The sequence below is a fragment of the Polynucleobacter sp. TUM22923 genome (assembly GCF_030295705.1).
Lineage (GTDB): Bacteria > Pseudomonadota > Gammaproteobacteria > Burkholderiales > Burkholderiaceae > Polynucleobacter.
On record NZ_AP027274.1, the window covers coordinates 1,101,834 to 1,119,302 of the forward strand.

Genomic DNA, 17,469 nt, shown 5'->3' on the forward strand with positions numbered 1-17,469 from the left:
CAGGCTCACAAGGCATTATTCTTAGGCTATGAGCACATTACCCCAATCCACCCCTAAAGTAACATCTGGGTGGAAAGCAGCCCTAAAAAAAGCCTGGCCCACGATTCGCGTTCTTCTCTCTATTGCACTTCTATGGAAAGCAACGAGCGGGATCGATTGGTATGCCCTATTCCATACTGAAATTCAGATGCAAGCTTGGTGGTTTTTAGCTGCCGGCCTGACGATGTTCAGCGCCTTTATTTGTGGCGGATTACGCTGGGGATTTCTGATGCGAGCGGTGGGATTTGACGCTAGCTTGAAAAATTATGTTGCCTTATATTTGGCTGGTGGCTTAATTAACCAAGGCTTACCTAGTACTCTAGGTGGGGATAGTTATCGCGCCATCACAGCAGCCCACCTTAATAGCAGTGGCAAGTTAGTACAAGAAAAGGAGCTCAACGAAGAGCTTCATCACTCGGTTGACCTGGAGCACGCTAACCCTAAATTACGCTTGAGCTTTTCAATGGTTTTGGTGGATCGCCTACTGGGCCTGGCGGGAAATAATTTATTGGGTGGTATCGGCCTCATACTTGGCGGCGCTACTTTAGCGGTTTGGGGAGAAAAGCTAGGCTACGTGGTCACTGGCGTGATGATATTTGCAGGTGTAGCAGTTTCAATCGCGCTCGCTTGGAGCCCCACACGCCATTTGTTGCAGTCACTACTGAACAAGCTACAAATGAACCAAGCAATGCCAGGTATTAAACTGGCCTTTTCATGGCCAATGAATATTGCACAGGCTGTTTTTGCTATTGGCATCCATGCACTTACGATCTTGACACTTTTATTCTGCCTCAAGGCTTATGGTATTGATGCCCCCATCGAGGGACTGATGATCGGCCTACCAGCACTGAGCTTATTGCTGATGCTCCCCATCAGCATCTCCGGCTGGGGTCTTCGAGAAGCGACCCTCTCCTCAGTTTTGGCTTTATGGGGCGTTAACTCATCGATTACTGTATTGGCTTCTATTAGCTATGGCGCCATCACTGTATTGGCGGTTTTGCCTGGCGCCTATCTCTTACTAAAACGGAAGTAACTCTTTAGAGTCTGACTATGAGTATTAGCGTAAACACAATGCGTGCCATTGATCACTGGGTTGGAGTGCCGTTGTGCGCAGCGGTCAGTCCAATAGTTGCCCTGATTGATGGCATCAAAAATATCGTCTTCCGCCCATCTGGGCAACCTAAAAAACTATTGTTCATAGAGTTATCAGAGATGGGTAGCGCGATCTTGGTTGACCCTGCTATGCGCAACGCCCAAGCGCGTGGTGCAGAACTTTTTTTTCTTATCTTTAAAAGTAATCGTGCAAGCCTAACCCTATTAAATACCGTTAAACCTGAAAATATTTTTACGATTGACTCTTCCAGCCTGGGGGGTTTAATAAAAGATACGGTGCGTTTCTTAATGGTGGCTCGCAAGCACCGTATCGACACGGTGATTGATTTGGAGTTGTTCTCTCGCTTTACCGCCCTGCTAACCGGGCTTTGCGGAGCCCGTCGTCGTGTGGGCTATCACATCTTTCATGGCGAAGGCTTGTGGCGTGGCTTTATGCTGACTAGAAAAGTACACTACAACCCGCATATTCACATTACCAAGAATTTTCTCTCTTTAATTCATGCTGCATTTGCTACAGAAATTGAAGTCCCATTTAGCAAGATTCATATTGCTGATTCTGAAGTACGCCTGGCTCAGGCCATCATTGAGCCCACTGTGCTACAAAAAGTCCGTGAGCGCATCGAGAAACTGAGTCTTGAGGCTGGGCTTACCTTTACCCAAGGCAAGCAACGCATTATTTTAGTCAATCCCAATGCAAGCGATCTATTAGTCCAAAGACGTTGGGCGCAACAACGTTTTTCAGAATTAATCATAGAACTAAGTCAGCGCTACCCTAGTGATTTAATCTTAATTACTGGATCGCCCGCTGAATTTGACTATGTCGAAAAAGTGCGCTGCGTTGCGAATGTCAACAACGCGTTGAACTTTGCAGGTCAAGTTAGCTTTGCAGAATTACCACCGCTATATACCCTGTCAGATGTAATGGTGACGAATGACTCTGGCCCAGGCCACTTCTCCGCTGTTACCCCACTGAGAACGGTGGTGTTATTTGGACCAGAAACACCAGCGTTGTATGGTTCGGTTGGCAAATCCATTGCTATCACCGCTAATTTAGCGTGCTCCCCTTGCGTCAGTGCAGCTAATCATCGCAAAACACCGTGTCATGACAATATTTGCATGCAAGCAATCAGCGTCACGCAGGTACTTGAAAAAATGGTGCAGCAACTCAATGAAGCGGATCAAGAAAAGGCCCGAACAGTTTCGTGACTGAGCAGAAAAAACCAGCAGTAGCAATAGTGAAATCTTGGGCATGGCTCATACCTGTATTGCCTTTAGGTTTAGCGATTGCCATCTATTTTGGCGGGCTTCAAACAAGCACCTTTTTGTTTGTCAATCACTACACCCAACTTCTACCTGATGTAGTTTGGACTTGGCTTACCTTTCTGGGTAATGGCTGGGGCATTTTTGCATTGTGCTTTCCACTACTACTGCTAGCCCCCAGGCTACTTATTGCAAGCCTTTTTGGTGCAACCATCGGTGGTTTAATCAGTCAATTACTCAAAACACTTTTAAATTTACCGCGACCAAGTGGTGTCTTGCCACTAGCGGATTTCTATCGGGTTGGTGAACCGCTACTTTATAGAGCGATGCCTTCAGGTCATACGCTGACTGCTTTCGCAGTTGCATCAGGCATTTACTTTGCCACTGACAAAAATAAGCGATCTAACCTGTGGTGGATCTTTGTCATAGCGTCATGTGTGGGCTTATCCCGTAATGCACTTGGGGCTCACTGGTTCACTGATGTATTGGCTGGTTGCGCGCTTGGTTTATGGTCGGGCATGATTGGCGCCCTACTTTCTAGCTACATTCCAAATGCGCAGTTGGCTCCTAATAAAATGGGGCCTCGCCTGTTGTCACTTGCGGGCATTGGAATGACTTATGTATTACTAACCCAAGTGTTAGATTCCCCCCTAAATGCCTCTTTACAATACGCATGTGTTGCTTTAATTGGCATCACTCTTATTCTGTTGATTCAAGCTCAGAAAAACAAAGGTATTTAAGAATGATGGGGATATTGAATTATGTTCAGCTATAGACATGCGTTTCATGCGGGTAGTCATGCTGACATCCTCAAGCATTATGTGTTGATCCAATTAGTGAAATACCTGCAAGAAAAACCGGGCGCATTAACGCTGGTAGATACCCATGCAGGCGCTGGAATATATAGCCTCATAGATGGCTTTGCAAAAGTGAGTAACGAGGCTGATGGCGGTATTTATCGCCTTATTCAGTTTATCGAGAGACAAATCAGCTTAGGCCATTCTTTAAACGAGGACATTACTAATTATCTAGACTTGATTCGCAATGAAAATGCGCAAGGCAATATCGAACTGTATCCCGGCTCACCTTTCATATTAGCGCGGATGCTAAGACCACAGGATCGCCTTAAATTATTTGAGCTACACCCCAAAGAAATTGATATCTTGCGCCAAAATATTGCTCAACTGCCCCAAGCAAAGCAAATCGATATTTATGCAGCGGATAGTTTTTCAAGATTAAAGGGGCTGCTTCCCCCTCCTAGTAGGCGGGGGCTGGTCTTAATTGATCCCTCTTATGAAGATAAACAAGACTATCGCCATTTAGAAGAGGCTATGGGAGAAGCGCTACAGCGTTTTGCAACGGGTTGTTATGCCGTTTGGTATCCCGCGCTATCTAGAAGAGAGGCCGCTGAACTACCAGACCGCATGAAAAAAGTGGCTGCAAACCATACACGCTCTTGGCTTCATGTTGAATTACGGGTTGAACATGCGCCTAAAGAAAGACGCCTGCAAGCCAGCTGTATGTTCATCATTAATCCGCCATGGACATTAGAGAAGAATCTAGCGGATAGTTTGCCTATCTTGACTCAGGCTCTAGGCCAAGATAGTGGTGCTGAGTTTTTATTGAAAAGCTTTGAGGCTTAGTGGGCCTATAAATCTTAGTCACGCACTTGAATCAAGATTTCATTACGACGCAGAAAAGGTAGTGTCCAGGGAGGGTTGTAGCGGGCGAACTGAGGCTCACCCGTGATTTGCAATCCTTTTGACTTAATCCAAGCCTCTAAGGCCTGAGTTTTTTCAACTACCTTATCTTCACTATAAAGCCCTGAAAAAATCAGCACTGCTTTCTTTTCTGCGGGCAACTCTCGTATTTTGACCTGTGGATTAATGGGTTTAGGCAAGCTAGTGAAGGTATATGCCGCGGGCATTACAAACGATACCGTCCACTGCTGTGCTCCAGCCTGACTTTCTTTATCCGCCTGAATTCCTACAGGTGCAGTCATTGCAATTTTTGCACTCTGAGCTTGGTTATTCATTTCTATACCAACAGGAGCCGTCATAGAAATCGTTTGGCTGACTTGATTTTGACCAAAAATATACGCTGCAATCAGCCGAAATCCTTGGCTTGAGGCGGTATCCATATCTCCAGTGACCTTAACCTGCGCGATGATTTGCGGTGCATAGCTGCGTAACTCAAACGATTCAGACTTTTCTAAAAGGGTATATTTTGGTTCTTCAGTGGCCATGACATTACTCATAATGAAAAGACTGGTAAGAAAAAATAATGCTCTCATCAAGTGCTCCCTCTCAAAAACCATTACCACTTCGACTGAATATTAAAACCAGTTTGATCAAACTCAATATGGGCATGAGCACCTACGGGTAATGTCAGCTTTTCAGATTGATGCCCAAAAGGCAGGTCCGTCAAAATCGGAATATGGCTTGGAAGACGACTACGAATGAGGTCAATAGCGGCATCTAAGTCATAACCACGATCATGATCATAAAGGCGGTATGCAGAAAATCCACCCAATAAAACTGCGCCTTGATTACCCAATATACCGGCATCTAAGAGTTGCATTAACATTCGCTCAATACGATACGGATGTTCATTGACATCTTCCAAAAACAAAATGCCGCCCTTAGTCTTTTCCAGATCAGGCAGATAAGGCGTACCTACTAAACCCGTGAGCACTGTAAGGTTTCCGCCCCACAACATTCCAGACAGATTCTCTTTTAGTGGCCGAGCTAAGTAAGCTTGCACAGCTTTGATCGTAAAATCCACGCCTCGCTCCGTAATCGCGGTCTTTAATTGCTTCCACATCAACGCATTGGGAGTAGCCTCTTTACCCTGATCATCTTGACAAGCAAAATCAAAGTTCAGCATCGGACCTGCCAAAGTTACGGCACTAGTCTTTGCTAGCATTGCTAATTCAAAAGCAGTGAAGTCACTGTGGCCACAAATTTGTAGACCATTTTGGATATTTTTTGCAATCGCATCCCAATGAATCTCTGGGAGTAAGCGATGCAGGCCATAGCCCCCACGCATTGCCATGACAGTAATATCTGGAGGGAGTGTTGCAAGCGCATTGATCTCTGATAAACGCTCAGCATCACTTCCAGCAAAGCGCTGGTGAACTCGACTGATGCAGGCCGCATTAAGCACCTCTACACCTTGTGAGATCAGCCACTGCATTCCCGCTAAGGGGGTACTGGTATCTAAGCTAGCCCCTGATGGAGCAATCAAATGAATCTGTTTCAACGTCGCTCCCGAAAGAAATCACGCAGTATCTGACCGCACTCTTCACCCATAATGCCACCTTCGACTTGAGTTTGATGATTAAGCTGCTTTTCTGAAAATAGATTGAGCACGCTCCCAGCAACCCCAGTCTTAGGATCGGCCGCTCCAAACACTACCCGATCTAGCCTGGCATGCAACATTGCACCAGCACACATGGTGCAGGGCTCTAAAGTCACATAGAGCGTAGTACCTGGCAATCGATAGTTCTGTTCCGCTAGAGCCGCTGCTCTGAGCGCCATCATCTCTGCATGAGCGCTTGGGTCATTATTAGTAATCGGTTGATTAAAGCCACTTGAAATGACTTGGCCATCGCGAACTAAGACTGCACCAACTGGCACTTCGCCTGCTAACGCGGCAAGCTTTGCTTGATCGAGCGCAAGCTGCATAAATTGATGATCGATTTGAGCTTGCATAGCGCGCTTTATGAATGGGTAACGTCAGCCCAGCAATTCGGCGTCTCATAAAGACGAACCGCAGAAAGAATAAGGCGCCCGCTAAACGCTTGTTCGAAAACAGGGCGTAATATCTTGAACGCCGTACTGGCTAGATTTTCAACCGTAGGCACACATTCCATAATGACCGTCTTATGATTGGGGATGGAATTGAGATAGTCCACTAGACCCGCATCTTCTTTAGCTACTAAGAATGCATGATCCCAAGGCTCGACAATATACTGAGTCGCAAGTCGCTTGATATCACCAAAATCCAGGACCATACCATCGTCCGCTTTACCAGGATGATCTGCCACAGCTCCCGTTAAGGTAATTTCAATTGCATAACGATGGCCATGCAAATGACGGCATTGCCCATCATGATTCGGAATGCGATGACCCGCATCAAACTCAAGACGTCGGGTAATGGAAATAGCTTCTGGTACTGTAATCATATTTTTATTCTCTTTAAACGCAGATTATTTACTACCGAATACCAATGACCTTATGTGTCTGCACACTCAATCGCCATAGAGGGCGCTTCTGACAAAGGCTTACTGCTAAAGCCATATTTTCTTTGAGTTGAGGGCCGTCCATTGCCTGCAAAAAACGATTGCGATAGTCCATTCCTTCAAAACGGGCTAATAAACGCTCAATCGAATCATGCCCCAATTGCGGAATCACTAATTTTATTTCATCGGCCTGCAAAACAATTAAGTTTGATCCCGCCTTAGGGCTGACGCAGACCCAATCGACACCCTTGGGAACTTTGATCGTGCCGTTAGTTTCGATTGCGATTGAAAACTGTTTAGCGTGTAAAGCCTCAATTAACAAACTATCTAACTGCAATAATGGTTCACCACCGGTAAACACCACATAGCGTTGCTGAGGTCCCGCCGAAGTGCTTACCCAGGATGCTTCAATCGCATCCGCCAACAGGGCGGCATTGTCAAACTTCCCGCCCCCCACACCATCGCTGCCTACAAAATCCGTGTCACAAAATTGGCAAATTGCTGAGGCGCGATCTTCCTCGCGGCCACTCCAGAGATTGCACCCAGCAAAGCGACAAAAGACAGCGGCACGGCCGGCATGAGCGCCCTCACCTTGGAGGGTTGGGAAAAGTTCTTTTACGGTATACATCAGTGTTTTTCTATGGCTAAAGTACTGGAGTTTTAGTACTCCAGCAGAACTCTATTATCAGCCAATAAGGGCTGTTTCGATGTGGCTTACGCAGATCACCTCCAGGAAACTAGCTCCCACTGCAGATAATCTTCCCAAAGGGCGTTATTCCAGCGCATTCCACCCCATAAATAGCGTCCAAAGCTACGCCGAATGACCCAGCGACCAATTTCAGGAGAGAGCCAGACATCCTCGTATCGCGTGTTAGCTACTCTTGAGAAATCATTACTCGTAAAAAAAGGCATCTCATTACGGTAAAGCAGCACATTAAAGTCTCCCGCAGGCACACTAATACGCTGCCATTCAACGGCATTGATATTGAGCCCCCAGTAATAGTCATTATCGGGATAGCCCAGCACCTGATAACGACTACGATAAAAGCCTGACCATCCACCCACCAATTGCTCTGGCCATAATGGGGTAGTTTGCAAAAATCGTTGGGGTGGACTCCAATGCGGATCTTGCAAGATGAACCCCCAGGGCTCTTGAATTTCTTCTGGAAGCACTCCAGTCCTCAAACTAGTTCGCGCAATTCTGACCTGCGGACCAACAGCAACCACAGTTTCTGTAACGACATCGACTAATTCTTGATTAAACACGTTACGAACGTTATAAACCCACTGCTGCCCTACCTGGGGCGGCCGTACTTGAGTAACGCTCATTGGCTGAGTTATCGGAACGCCTTCAGGGTAAGGTTGAGAGGAAATGCATGCCGCTAAAAAGACTGGCAGCAGCAAAATCCAAAGTCTACTGAGGATTTTCATTTACTGGTACGCAGAAAGTTCCCATCGATAACTCCCCTCCAAAATAACAGCACCAATCTGCCCCTGTATTTGATAAGAGCCAGATGCCTCACGAGCTACCCAACGGCCAATCTGCGGGACAAACCAAACTGTTTCCTTGCGAATGCAATCCACCTTATTGGCGTCATCACTCTCATAATTAATTAATGTCTGAAAGCGTAAGGCAACAAATTCACCGGCAGGAACGGTAATTTTTTCCCAGCCATGCACACTCATATATTCCTGCCAATGTAATCTGGACTCGGGGTAACCTGCGACGCTATATTTGGTCGTGATTTGCTTTGCCCATGCAGTAGACAGCTGCTCTGGCCATAAGGGTAAAGAGGGGCTGAAATTGAGCAGTCGTGACCATTGTGTATCAGTTGCAACCATGCCCCATGAGGTCTGAATTTCACTCGGCAGACGATTACCGCTAGCCGTTACTCTATCAACCGTAATCGTTGGGGATAGTTTTGTGAGCTGCTCAGTAATGACGTCCAATGTTTTCCCGCTAAACATATCTTTCTTGATGTAAGTCCACGATTGCCCCAACTGAGGTGGGCGAATAACAGGAAGCGGCTTAGGCTGACTAATGGGTATACCGCGCTCATAAGAAAGGCTTGTGCAAGCAACGGGTAATAAAGCCGCAGAGGCTAATAGCGTTCGACGTGTCAGATTCATATAAACCTCTTAGTAGGATTCATGGGCACACTTTATGAATGAATGATATTCATTCATTCTATTTACAAATACCCTAACAATCGAGCTATTTTGCTCTTGCTGATGGTTGTTTTTGGTATGCCAGCCAAATCAAACCAGGTATGAACATCTTCATCAAATCCAATGCCATGCATGAAGTTATAGATGGCTTTTTTTAAGCCTAAACCTAAAAGATCGTGATCTACTCCACTAGGGTCGATGAATGAAACGTCATTTTTGGCGAAGCTAATGGGGGGTTGTGGCACAAGTGTGATCCCATATTCTTGCGGATCCTTTCCCACGGGGGAATGTACGGTGCAGGTAAAGCGATGAAAGAAGCCACTCTGAATACAACCATTTTCAAAGAATTGACGCACATACTCCAAAGCATCGACCGTTTCTTGAACGGTTTGCGTAGGAAAGCCATACATCAGATAAGCATGAACCAAAATACCCGCATCCGAAAATGCTTTAGTAACTAGCGCAACCTGATCTACTGACACTCCTTTTTTCATTAGATCAAGCAATCTATCAGATGCCACCTCTAGTCCGCCAGACATCGCAATACACCCACTCTGCGCTAGTAACTCGCATAATTGTGGTGTAAAGGTTTTCTCAAAACGAATATTTCCCCACCAAGAAATAACTACCCTTCGTCGAATTAATTCTTCAGCTAGGGCTTTTAGTATTTTTGGCGGTGCTGCCTCGTCAACAAAATGAAACCCTGTCTGCCCTGTCTCAGCAACAATTGCCTCAATGCGATCTACTAACAAACTTGCTGAGGCGGTTTCATAGCGGGCAATATAGTCCAAGCTCACATCGCAAAAACTGCACTTCTTCCAATAGCAACCATGGGCCACGGTGAGCTTATTCCAACGACCATCACTCCAGAGGCGATGCATCGGATTAAGCATATCTAATAGCGATAAATAAGAATTTAGTGGCAAACCATCCCATGTTGCCGTTCCCACTTCCTCAAAAGGAACATCAGATTCTTGCCAATGCACATACTTCACCTGACCCTGAGCATCACGGATATAGGTACGCACCAATCTCTGGGCTGAGCGCTTTCCATTTAAATGCTCTAACAGGGCAAGTAAAGGACGCTCTCCCGAATCGAGCGTAATAAAGTCTACAAAATCAAAGATCCGTGGGTCAGTGAGTTCACGCAATTCCGTATTGACATACCCACCCCCCAGTCCAATATGAATACTGGGGAAGTGCAATTTAATGGTTTGCGCAATACGAAGCGCAGCGTACATGGCACCAGGAAACGGAACTGATAACAACACTAAAGTAGGTTGATGTTTCTCAATGACACCCATTGTTAGCATGCGAAGGTGATCATCCATCAATGTTGGACTTGCAGCCAAGGCATCTGCCAGAGGCGTAAAGGTAGGCTGACTACCTGCTAGCGATTCGGCATAGCGCACAAATTCAAAGCGATCGTCGACTGCATCGCGAAGAACGTCTGATAAGTCATTAAGGTAAAGCGTTGCCAAATGACGCGCCCTATCCTGTGATCCCAGAGCACCAAATGCCCAGGCTAATGAATCGCCAGGGTTTTCTTCTGCATCATCATGAGTACCATCATCGTAGGCATCTAAGGATGAGAAACGGGGACCCTCAGGCAGTAAAGTGCGACTGTTAATGCGATGGGCTAAGGTACTATCGCGCCCCTGCAAAAAAGAAATGACTAAAGCAATCGTACTTTGATATTGCTCGACATAATCTAAGAATAAGTTGACGCTGGCACTACGCTGCTCTTCTGCTAGCCTTAGTGCAGCTGATTTAATCTGCGCTAAACCATCGACAGTAAAAAACCCCAGCACCAATGCCAGCGCAAGATCTTCCTGAACGGCATCAACATTACGCGATCTTAAAAAACCAGTGAGATACGCCGTGGACGGATACGGCGTATTAAGCTGCGTCATCGGAGGTATGAGACTTAATACTTTCATGCAGGGACTGCTTCTTTGAGAATGTCCAATTCTTCAGCGGTAAATCCAGCCCGCTCTCTAGCCTCGAAATTAAATGGACCCCTTAGAACAGGGGCGCAGTACTTTCTGGCCAACTCCCGATAAGTTGTTATAGGGGATAGCTTATCTTTGGAGCATAAATAATTGAACCATTGATTGCCAATCAGAACATGCCCCACTTCATCTCTCAAAATAATATCTAAGATATCCACAACTGCATGATCTTTAATTTGAATAAAGCGATCACGTATCGCTGGAACCGCATCTAAACCGCGAGCCTCCATCGTTCTGGGAACGAGTGCCATTCTGGCGATCACTTGATCAGAGGTCCTCTCAACCATTTCCCATAAACTATTGTGGGCAGTCAAGGCCCCGTAGCTAGAACCTAATGAGTGCAGATGCTTTTCAATCAGACTAAAGTGGTACGCCTCTTCTTTGGCAACCTTTAACCAGTCTTCATAATATTGCTGAGGCATCTTAGAAAAACGTGCCAGCGCATCCAAAGCAAGGTTGAGTGCATTAAATTCTATGTGTGCGAGTGAGTGCAGTAATCTAACCCTACCCTCGGGCGTACTCATCGATCTTTTGGGGGCTTTCTGAGGGGGGACTAATTCTGGCTTCTCTGGTCGACCTGGAAGCACAAGCCCATCAAAATGAATCAATGCAGCAGGGTTTAACTCAACCCTCTGCTGGTGATAGTCGTCAAACAATTGCTTAATCTGACAGACTTTCTCAGCGGGATCAGTCAGCAATAAAACTTGAAGAGCGGAGTGTCGTAATTCAGGCATCTCTATCAGCGGGCTGAAATTCAGTTATTCCCACTCAATAGTTGCCGGCGGTTTTCCACTAATGTCATAGACAACACGGTTAATTCCACGTACTTCATTAATGATGCGATTAGATACCTTACCCAGTAATTCATAAGGTAGGTGCGCCCATTGAGCAGTCATAAAGTCTTGTGTTTGTACTGCCCTAAGAGCCACTACATATTCATAGGTTCTGCCATCACCCATGACGCCAACAGATTTGACGGGTAAAAATACAGCAAAAGCTTGACTAGTCAGGTCATACCAAGATTTTTGGCTTGCTTCATCGATGGTGTTACGTAACTCTTCAATGAAGATCGCATCAGCACGTTGCAATAGATGCGCAAATTCCGCCTTTACTTCCCCCAGAATACGAACACCAAGACCTGGGCCTGGGAACGGATGGCGATAGACCATCTCACGCGGTAGACCTAAGGCTACGCCCAACTCACGCACCTCATCCTTGAACAGCTCTCGCAGAGGCTCCAGCAGCTTCAAATGCATATCATCAGGTAAGCCACCTACGTTATGGTGACTCTTAATGGTGTGTGCACCCTTTTTACCCTTGCCAGCAGATTCAATCACATCCGGATAAATCGTGCCTTGAGCAAGCCACTTGGCATTTTCAATCTTGCCAGATTCAGCTTGGAAAATCTCTACAAACTCTTTGCCGATAATTTTTCGTTTTGCCTCTGGATCAGAAACCCCAGCTAATTCAGACATGAACTTCTCAAGCGCATTGACACGAATGACTTTGACGCCCAGATTGCGTGCAAACATCTCCATCACCATGTCGCCTTCGTTTAAACGAAGTAAGCCATGATCAACAAAAACACAAGTCAGTTGATCACCAATAGCACGGTGAATCAGCGCTGCTGCCACACTGGAATCGACTCCACCTGAGAGCCCTAAAATTACCTCATCACTACCCACCTGCTTACGAATATGTTCAACGGCTTCGCTAATGTAATCGCCCATTACCCAATCTGGTTTACAAGCGCAGATCTCATGGACAAAACGCTCAATGATCGCGGTACCTTGTAATGTATGGGTAACTTCTGGATGAAACTGAAAAGCATAAAAGCGACGTGCTTCATCAGCCATGCCCGCAATCGGACAGGACTGCGTAGAAGCCATCAATTGAAAAGCAGGAGGCAGAGTCGTAACGGAATCGCCATGACTCATCCATACTTTCAGAATGCCGTGGCCTTCAGTAGTCGAAAAGTCTTGAATGCCTTTGAGTAAATTCGTATGGCCATGCGCTCTAACCTCAGCGTACCCAAACTCACGCGCCTTACCTAAGGATTCTGCAGAAGCAACAGCACCACCCAATTGGGTTGCCATCGTTTGCATGCCATAGCAAATCCCCAAAACAGGAACATTGAGCTCAAACACAATTTGAGGTGCACGAGGGCTGTCTGCCTCAGTTACTGAGCTTGGACCCCCAGACAAAATAATGCCTTTGCCGCCCTGCTCTTGAATAAATTGGCGAATGAATTCAGGATCGCAATCGTAGGGATGAATTTCAGAATAGACTCGGGCGTCGCGAACGCGCCGAGCAATCAGTTGGGTGACTTGTGAACCAAAGTCGAGAATCAGTATTTTGTCATGCACGGCAGCAACAGCCTTAATCAATATGGTAGTTCGGGGCTTCCTTGGTGATCTTCACATCATGCACATGCGATTCACGCACGCCAGCTGAGGTGATTTCCACAAAATTCGCTTTTTCATGTAACTCGTCGATCGTCTTACAGCCAAGGTAACCCATTGAAGAACGAATACCGCCAGTCAACTGATGCAAGATAGCCAGAACGCTACCTTTATAAGGCACTTGACCTTCAATACCCTCTGGCACCAGCTTCTCAGCATTGGCAGCGCTGATATCGCTCTGAAAATATCGATCGGCAGAACCGTCAGCCATTGCGCCTAGTGAACCCATGCCGCGATAACTTTTATATGAACGACCTTGATAAAGAAATACTTCCCCAGGCGCCTCTTCAGTACCGGCGAACATGCCGCCCATCATGACCGAGCTAGCGCCTGCAGCCAATGCTTTTGCCACATCGCCTGAATAGCGAACACCACCGTCCGCAATCAATGGAATGCCGGTGCCCTTCAGTGCCGCAGCTACATTCACAATCGCTGAGATTTGGGGAACACCAACACCAGCAACAATTCGGGTGGTGCAAATAGAGCCGGGGCCAATACCCACCTTCACACCATCGGCGCCATGGTCGGCTAACGCTCTAGCAGCTTCGCCAGTAGCAATATTTCCACCAATCACCTGAATATGAGGATAGTTTTTCTTAATCCATTTGACGCGATCTAAGACACCTTGACTATGGCCGTGAGCAGTATCAACCACCAATACATCAACCCCAGCACGAACAAGGAGTTCGATACGCTCATCATTATCAGGACCCACACCAACTGCAGCGCCTACGCGCAATTTGCCTTCGCTGTCTTTGCAAGCGTTGGGGTGCTCAGTAGCCTTCAGAATATCTTTTACAGTGATCAGACCACGAAGCTCAGATCGATCATTGACAACCAACACTCGCTCTAGGCGGTGTTGACTCATCAAGCGTTTAGCTTCCTCTAGGGAGCAACCCTCTTTCACAGTAATCAAACGATCACGTGGTGTCATCTTGGTTTTTACCGGCGCATCTAAATCTTCTTCAAAGCGTAAGTCACGGTTGGTGATGATGCCCACCACTTCCTTGCCAGTTAAAACAGGGAAACCAGAAAAGCCATGCTCACGAGAAAGCTGAATCACTTGACGCAGAGTAGCGTCGGGGCCAATCGTAATAGGATCACGCAAGACACCAGATTCATAACGCTTTACTTTAGCCACTTCACGCGCCTGTTCGGCTGGCTTTAAGTTCTTATGAACAATGCCAATACCACCTTCACTAGCCATGGCGATAGCCAAGCGGCCTTCAGTAACAGTGTCCATGGCAGCAGACACCAACGGTGTATTGAGTGAAATATCTCGAGTTAATTTACTTGCCAAGCTGGCATCTCGAGGAAGTACCGACGAGTAAGCCGGTACGAGGAGCACATCATCAAATGTGAGTGCTTTTTGAATGATTCGCATGCAAAACCCCTAATCGCAAAAACAGATTATAGCCTTCTAGCCTTCCTTTTGGCCGCGGCCGCTTGGAATTTAGCATCTTGGTTCTGATTGGCTTTCTTGCGACGAACAGTCTTGGGGTCAATCAGCAATGCTGAATAGAGCTCTAACCGGTCTCCAGCGTAGATCGGGCTGTCCCACTCCTTACGCTTACCAAAAACACCAAAACAACCTTTTCTAGCCAATACAGGGTCTGTGGGGCTCTTAGCAATACCCGCCCTCAGTAAGGCCAGACCAACAGTTGGGATCTCATCTGAGGTCAGATGGAATACAAATGGGGTCGGTATTGGAGCCCCCAATCGGGCATCACAAATCAGGATTTCCAATGACTTATTGCCCATCAAGGTCTTCAGCGCGCTTTACGAAACAATCCACAAAAGTACCAGCAATATGACCGAACACGGGGCCAATAATCTTATCCAATATGACGCTCTTGAACTCCCAGTGGAGCTTGAACTCTACCTTGCAGGCATTTTCTTTCAGGGGAATAAAATTCCATTGCCCTGAAAAATGCTTAAAAGGCCCATCCACAAAGACCATATCAATGGTTTCGGGGCGGTGATTAATGTTCCGAGTATGAAAGTACTGTGTAATACCCTTAAATTGGATGTTGATTTTGGCGTCCAAAATGGTCTCCGATTGCTCGAAAATTTCCACTCCGCCGCACCAGGGCAGGAACTCTGGGTAACGAGCAACATCCGTTACCAAGCCATACATGCGGTCGGCTGACTGGCCAATTAATACGGTCTTGTATACGTCTGCCATAATCGATCTTGAGAAGCTAAATAAATATGAGTATCGTCGATAACAAAAAAGCCTTCTTCGATTATTTTGTCGAGGAACGGTTCGAGGCAGGTCTAGTGCTGGAAGGCTGGGAAGTTAAAGCCATCCGCGCTGGTCGCGTGCACGTCAAAGAAGCGTATGTTGTCATTCGTCAGGCGGAGCTATTCCTGATTGGCTGCCACATTACCCCCCTACTCTCGGCTTCAAGCCATATTGTTCCGGACAGCACTCGTACTCGCAAACTCTTGCTCAATGCCATTGAAATTAAGAAGCTCATTGGCAAAGTAGAGCAAAAGGGCTACACCCTGGTTCCGCTTAATTTGCATTTCTCCAAAGGAAATGTGAAGTGCGAAATTGGTTTAGCAAGGGGTAAAAAGCAGCATGACAAGCGGGCTGCTACCAAGGAACGGGAATGGGAAGTACAGAAAGGTCGTATCGCTAGAGGTGATTTGAACGCTTAACGAAGGAACTATGCACCAATAAAGTGCATAAAGGCACCATGTCTGCACAAATGATCCTCGAGTACCGACTTGGATCGGTTACCTTAAATGCATGAATGCCCCTTATGATGAAATGCTCGATTCCGGCGGTAAAGCACGCCCTCATTACCAGGCATTTCAACAGTGGCTTTTGAAGCAGAGCGATTCCCTTATGGGTCTCAAGCGGGCAGAAGCCGATCTCATTTTTAGACGTGTTGGAATTACATTTGCCGTGTACGGTGATGATCTCGGTTCAGAACGCACGATCCCCTTTGATCAAGTGCCCCGAATTTTCACGGCCAAAGAATGGGAATTACTCGAGGCCGGATTGCGTCAAAGAGTCAGAGCCCTCAACCACTTTATTTACGACGTTTATCACGAAGAAAATATTATTAAAGCAGGCATTATTCCCGCCGAACAAATTTATAACAACGCGCAATATCGACCTGAGATGCGTAACGTCAAGATACCTAAAGATATTTACGCGCAAATTGCCGGAATTGATATTGTGCGAGCTGGTGAGGGTGAATTCTTCGTTTTAGAAGACAACTTGCGTGTGCCTTCGGGTGTTTCATACATGGTTGAGGATCGCAAGATGATGATGCGTCTATTCCCCGATCTTTTTCAGCAATATCGCGTTGCCCCTGTCGAACACTATCCAGACTTTCTTTTGGAATGTCTCAAGTCTGTGAAGCCGGATGATGTTAGAAAACCAAACGTAGTTGTTCTTACCCCGGGCATGTATAACTCCGCTTATTTTGAGCATAGCTACCTTGCACAACAAATGGGTGTTGAATTAGTTGAAGGTAAGGATCTCTTTGTTAAAAATGAACAAGTATTTATGCGAACAACTCAAGGGCCTGAGCGGGTAGACGTTATTTACCGCCGAGTAGACGATGATTTTTTAGACCCACTCTCGTTTCGCTCTGACTCCACCCTGGGTGTTGCTGGATTGTTAACTGCTTATCGTGCGGGCAATGTTACTTTAGCAAACGCAATTGGCACCGGTATTGCTGATGACAAATCTATTTATCCTTATGTCCCTGACATGATCGAGTTTTATTTGGGTGAAAAACCACTTCTCAATAATGTACCTACTTTTCAATGTAGAAAACCAGGCGATCTTGCGTATACCTTAGCTAACCTAAATAAGCTGGTTGTCAAACTCACTCATGGTGCTGGTGGTTACGGCATGTTGGTGGGCCCAGCATCCACCAAAGCAGAAATTGAAGAATTCAGAGGCCACCTAGTAGCCAACCCTAATCAATATATAGCGCAACCCACACTGGCTTTATCGACCTGCCCCACCTTTGTAGAGTCTGGCATAGCCCCTCGCCATATTGACCTAAGGCCATTCGTGCTGTCAGGAAAAACCATCAAGATGGTACCAGGGGGATTAACTCGAGTTGCCCTGAAGGAGGGTTCTTTAGTAGTGAACTCCTCTCAAGGTGGTGGTACCAAAGATACTTGGGTGCTAGAGGAATGAAAG

19 protein-coding genes are annotated in these 17,469 nt (G+C 46.4%); 6 read left to right on the plus strand and 13 right to left on the minus strand.

Features of this window, described 5'->3' with window-relative positions; all coding sequences use genetic code 11:
- The first annotated feature begins 28 nt into the window (after positions 1-28).
- Genes QUD86_RS05610 through QUD86_RS05625 form a run of 4 tightly spaced genes read left to right on the plus strand, consistent with a single transcriptional unit; the run spans position 29 to position 4,055 of the window.
- Positions 29-1,072 (plus strand): lysylphosphatidylglycerol synthase transmembrane domain-containing protein, encoded by a 1,044-nt coding sequence (locus tag QUD86_RS05610; protein WP_286295767.1) that lies wholly within the window; start codon positions 29-31, stop codon positions 1,070-1,072.
- Positions 1,073-1,089: 17 nt separating this feature from the next.
- Positions 1,090-2,358, plus strand: coding sequence for a glycosyltransferase family 9 protein (locus QUD86_RS05615; protein WP_286295768.1), 1,269 nt, complete (start codon positions 1,090-1,092; stop codon positions 2,356-2,358).
- Positions 2,355-3,152 (plus strand): phosphatase PAP2 family protein, encoded by a 798-nt coding sequence (locus QUD86_RS05620; RefSeq protein ID WP_286295770.1) that lies wholly within the window; start codon positions 2,355-2,357, stop codon positions 3,150-3,152. The genes QUD86_RS05615 and QUD86_RS05620 overlap by 4 nt, the downstream gene beginning before the upstream one ends.
- Before the next feature lie 21 nt (positions 3,153-3,173).
- The gene (locus tag QUD86_RS05625; RefSeq protein ID WP_286295772.1) at positions 3,174-4,055 is read left to right on the plus strand and encodes a 23S rRNA (adenine(2030)-N(6))-methyltransferase RlmJ; all 882 of its coding nucleotides are present in this window, start codon (positions 3,174-3,176) and stop codon (positions 4,053-4,055) included.
- 14 nt (positions 4,056-4,069) lie between these two features.
- Here QUD86_RS05625 and QUD86_RS05630 read toward each other — a convergent pair whose 3' ends face one another.
- From QUD86_RS05630 to QUD86_RS05690, 13 genes are all read right to left on the minus strand, one after another.
- The gene (locus QUD86_RS05630; protein ID WP_286295775.1) at positions 4,070-4,657 is read right to left on the minus strand and encodes an SOUL family heme-binding protein; all 588 of its coding nucleotides are present in this window, start codon (positions 4,655-4,657) and stop codon (positions 4,070-4,072) included.
- A gap of 71 nt (positions 4,658-4,728) precedes the next feature.
- The gene (locus tag QUD86_RS05635; protein ID WP_286295777.1) at positions 4,729-5,673 is read right to left on the minus strand and encodes an LD-carboxypeptidase; all 945 of its coding nucleotides are present in this window, start codon (positions 5,671-5,673) and stop codon (positions 4,729-4,731) included.
- Positions 5,670-6,125 carry a tRNA adenosine(34) deaminase TadA gene (tadA, locus tag QUD86_RS05640; RefSeq protein WP_286295779.1) on the minus strand — a complete coding sequence of 152 codons (456 nt, stop codon included), beginning with the start codon at positions 6,123-6,125 and terminating at the stop codon, positions 5,670-5,672. The genes QUD86_RS05635 and tadA overlap by 4 nt, the downstream gene beginning before the upstream one ends.
- 8 nt (positions 6,126-6,133) lie before the next feature.
- Complete coding sequence (gene queD / locus QUD86_RS05645) at positions 6,134-6,598, minus strand: 6-carboxytetrahydropterin synthase QueD (protein WP_286295780.1); 465 nt, start codon at positions 6,596-6,598, stop codon at positions 6,134-6,136.
- A gap of 31 nt (positions 6,599-6,629) precedes the next feature.
- Complete coding sequence (queE, locus tag QUD86_RS05650; protein WP_286298673.1) at positions 6,630-7,286, minus strand: 7-carboxy-7-deazaguanine synthase; 657 nt, start codon at positions 7,284-7,286, stop codon at positions 6,630-6,632.
- Positions 7,287-7,378: 92 nt separating this feature from the next.
- Positions 7,379-8,086, minus strand: coding sequence for a hypothetical protein (locus tag QUD86_RS05655; protein WP_286295781.1), 708 nt, complete (start codon positions 8,084-8,086; stop codon positions 7,379-7,381).
- Positions 8,087-8,785, minus strand: coding sequence for a hypothetical protein (locus QUD86_RS05660; protein WP_286295782.1), 699 nt, complete (start codon positions 8,783-8,785; stop codon positions 8,087-8,089).
- A gap of 62 nt (positions 8,786-8,847) precedes the next feature.
- Complete coding sequence (locus tag QUD86_RS05665) at positions 8,848-10,764, minus strand: B12-binding domain-containing radical SAM protein (protein WP_286295783.1); 1,917 nt, start codon at positions 10,762-10,764, stop codon at positions 8,848-8,850.
- Positions 10,761-11,570, minus strand: coding sequence for a ferritin-like domain-containing protein (locus QUD86_RS05670; RefSeq protein ID WP_286295785.1), 810 nt, complete (start codon positions 11,568-11,570; stop codon positions 10,761-10,763). Before QUD86_RS05670 ends, QUD86_RS05665 begins: the two co-directional genes overlap by 4 nt.
- Positions 11,571-11,594: 24 nt before the next feature.
- On the minus strand, positions 11,595-13,202 hold the full coding sequence (guaA, locus tag QUD86_RS05675) for a glutamine-hydrolyzing GMP synthase (RefSeq protein WP_286298678.1): 1,608 nt from the start codon (positions 13,200-13,202) through the stop codon (positions 11,595-11,597).
- Between the two features lie 13 nt (positions 13,203-13,215).
- Positions 13,216-14,682, minus strand: coding sequence for an IMP dehydrogenase (gene guaB / locus QUD86_RS05680; protein WP_286295789.1), 1,467 nt, complete (start codon positions 14,680-14,682; stop codon positions 13,216-13,218).
- Positions 14,683-14,708: 26 nt separating this feature from the next.
- A complete protein-coding gene (locus QUD86_RS05685; protein ID WP_286295791.1) occupies positions 14,709-15,059 on the minus strand; it encodes an RnfH family protein in 351 nt (116 codons plus the stop codon).
- Complete coding sequence (locus tag QUD86_RS05690) at positions 15,049-15,483, minus strand: type II toxin-antitoxin system RatA family toxin (protein ID WP_286295792.1); 435 nt, start codon at positions 15,481-15,483, stop codon at positions 15,049-15,051. The genes QUD86_RS05685 and QUD86_RS05690 overlap by 11 nt, the downstream gene beginning before the upstream one ends.
- 26 nt (positions 15,484-15,509) lie before the next feature.
- On the opposite strand from QUD86_RS05690, the gene smpB reads away from it, so the two are divergent.
- Together smpB and QUD86_RS05700 are read left to right on the plus strand one after the other, a co-directional pair.
- Positions 15,510-15,962, plus strand: coding sequence for an SsrA-binding protein SmpB (smpB, locus tag QUD86_RS05695; protein ID WP_100378781.1), 453 nt, complete (start codon positions 15,510-15,512; stop codon positions 15,960-15,962).
- Positions 15,963-16,053: 91 nt separating this feature from the next.
- The gene (locus tag QUD86_RS05700) at positions 16,054-17,466 is read left to right on the plus strand and encodes a circularly permuted type 2 ATP-grasp protein (RefSeq protein WP_286295793.1); all 1,413 of its coding nucleotides are present in this window, start codon (positions 16,054-16,056) and stop codon (positions 17,464-17,466) included.
- Positions 17,467-17,469: the final 3 nt, after the last annotated feature.

Excerpts from the sequence above, each read along its gene's own strand:
- guaB (WP_286295789.1), bottom strand. The coding sequence starts at position 14,682 with ATGCGAATCATTCAAAAAGCACTCACATTTGATGATGTGCTCCTCGTA.
- QUD86_RS05690 (WP_286295792.1), bottom strand. The coding sequence starts at position 15,483 with ATGGCAGACGTATACAAGACCGTATTAATTGGCCAGTCAGCCGACCGC.
- QUD86_RS05700 (WP_286295793.1), top strand. The coding sequence starts at position 16,054 with ATGAATGCCCCTTATGATGAAATGCTCGATTCCGGCGGTAAAGCACGC.
- QUD86_RS05665 (WP_286295783.1), bottom strand. The coding sequence starts at position 10,764 with ATGAAAGTATTAAGTCTCATACCTCCGATGACGCAGCTTAATACGCCG.
- QUD86_RS05630 (WP_286295775.1), bottom strand. The coding sequence starts at position 4,657 with ATGGCCACTGAAGAACCAAAATATACCCTTTTAGAAAAGTCTGAATCG.
- QUD86_RS05655 (WP_286295781.1), bottom strand. The coding sequence starts at position 8,086 with ATGAAAATCCTCAGTAGACTTTGGATTTTGCTGCTGCCAGTCTTTTTA.
- QUD86_RS05625 (WP_286295772.1), top strand. The coding sequence starts at position 3,174 with ATGTTCAGCTATAGACATGCGTTTCATGCGGGTAGTCATGCTGACATC.
- tadA (WP_286295779.1), bottom strand. The coding sequence starts at position 6,125 with ATGCAAGCTCAAATCGATCATCAATTTATGCAGCTTGCGCTCGATCAA.
- smpB (WP_100378781.1), top strand. The coding sequence starts at position 15,510 with ATGAGTATCGTCGATAACAAAAAAGCCTTCTTCGATTATTTTGTCGAG.
- QUD86_RS05660 (WP_286295782.1), bottom strand. The coding sequence starts at position 8,785 with ATGAATCTGACACGTCGAACGCTATTAGCCTCTGCGGCTTTATTACCC.
- queD (WP_286295780.1), bottom strand. The coding sequence starts at position 6,598 with ATGATTACAGTACCAGAAGCTATTTCCATTACCCGACGTCTTGAGTTT.
- QUD86_RS05615 (WP_286295768.1), top strand. The coding sequence starts at position 1,090 with ATGAGTATTAGCGTAAACACAATGCGTGCCATTGATCACTGGGTTGGA.
- QUD86_RS05670 (WP_286295785.1), bottom strand. The coding sequence starts at position 11,570 with ATGCCTGAATTACGACACTCCGCTCTTCAAGTTTTATTGCTGACTGAT.
- QUD86_RS05685 (WP_286295791.1), bottom strand. The coding sequence starts at position 15,059 with ATGGGCAATAAGTCATTGGAAATCCTGATTTGTGATGCCCGATTGGGG.
- QUD86_RS05610 (WP_286295767.1), top strand. The coding sequence starts at position 29 with ATGAGCACATTACCCCAATCCACCCCTAAAGTAACATCTGGGTGGAAA.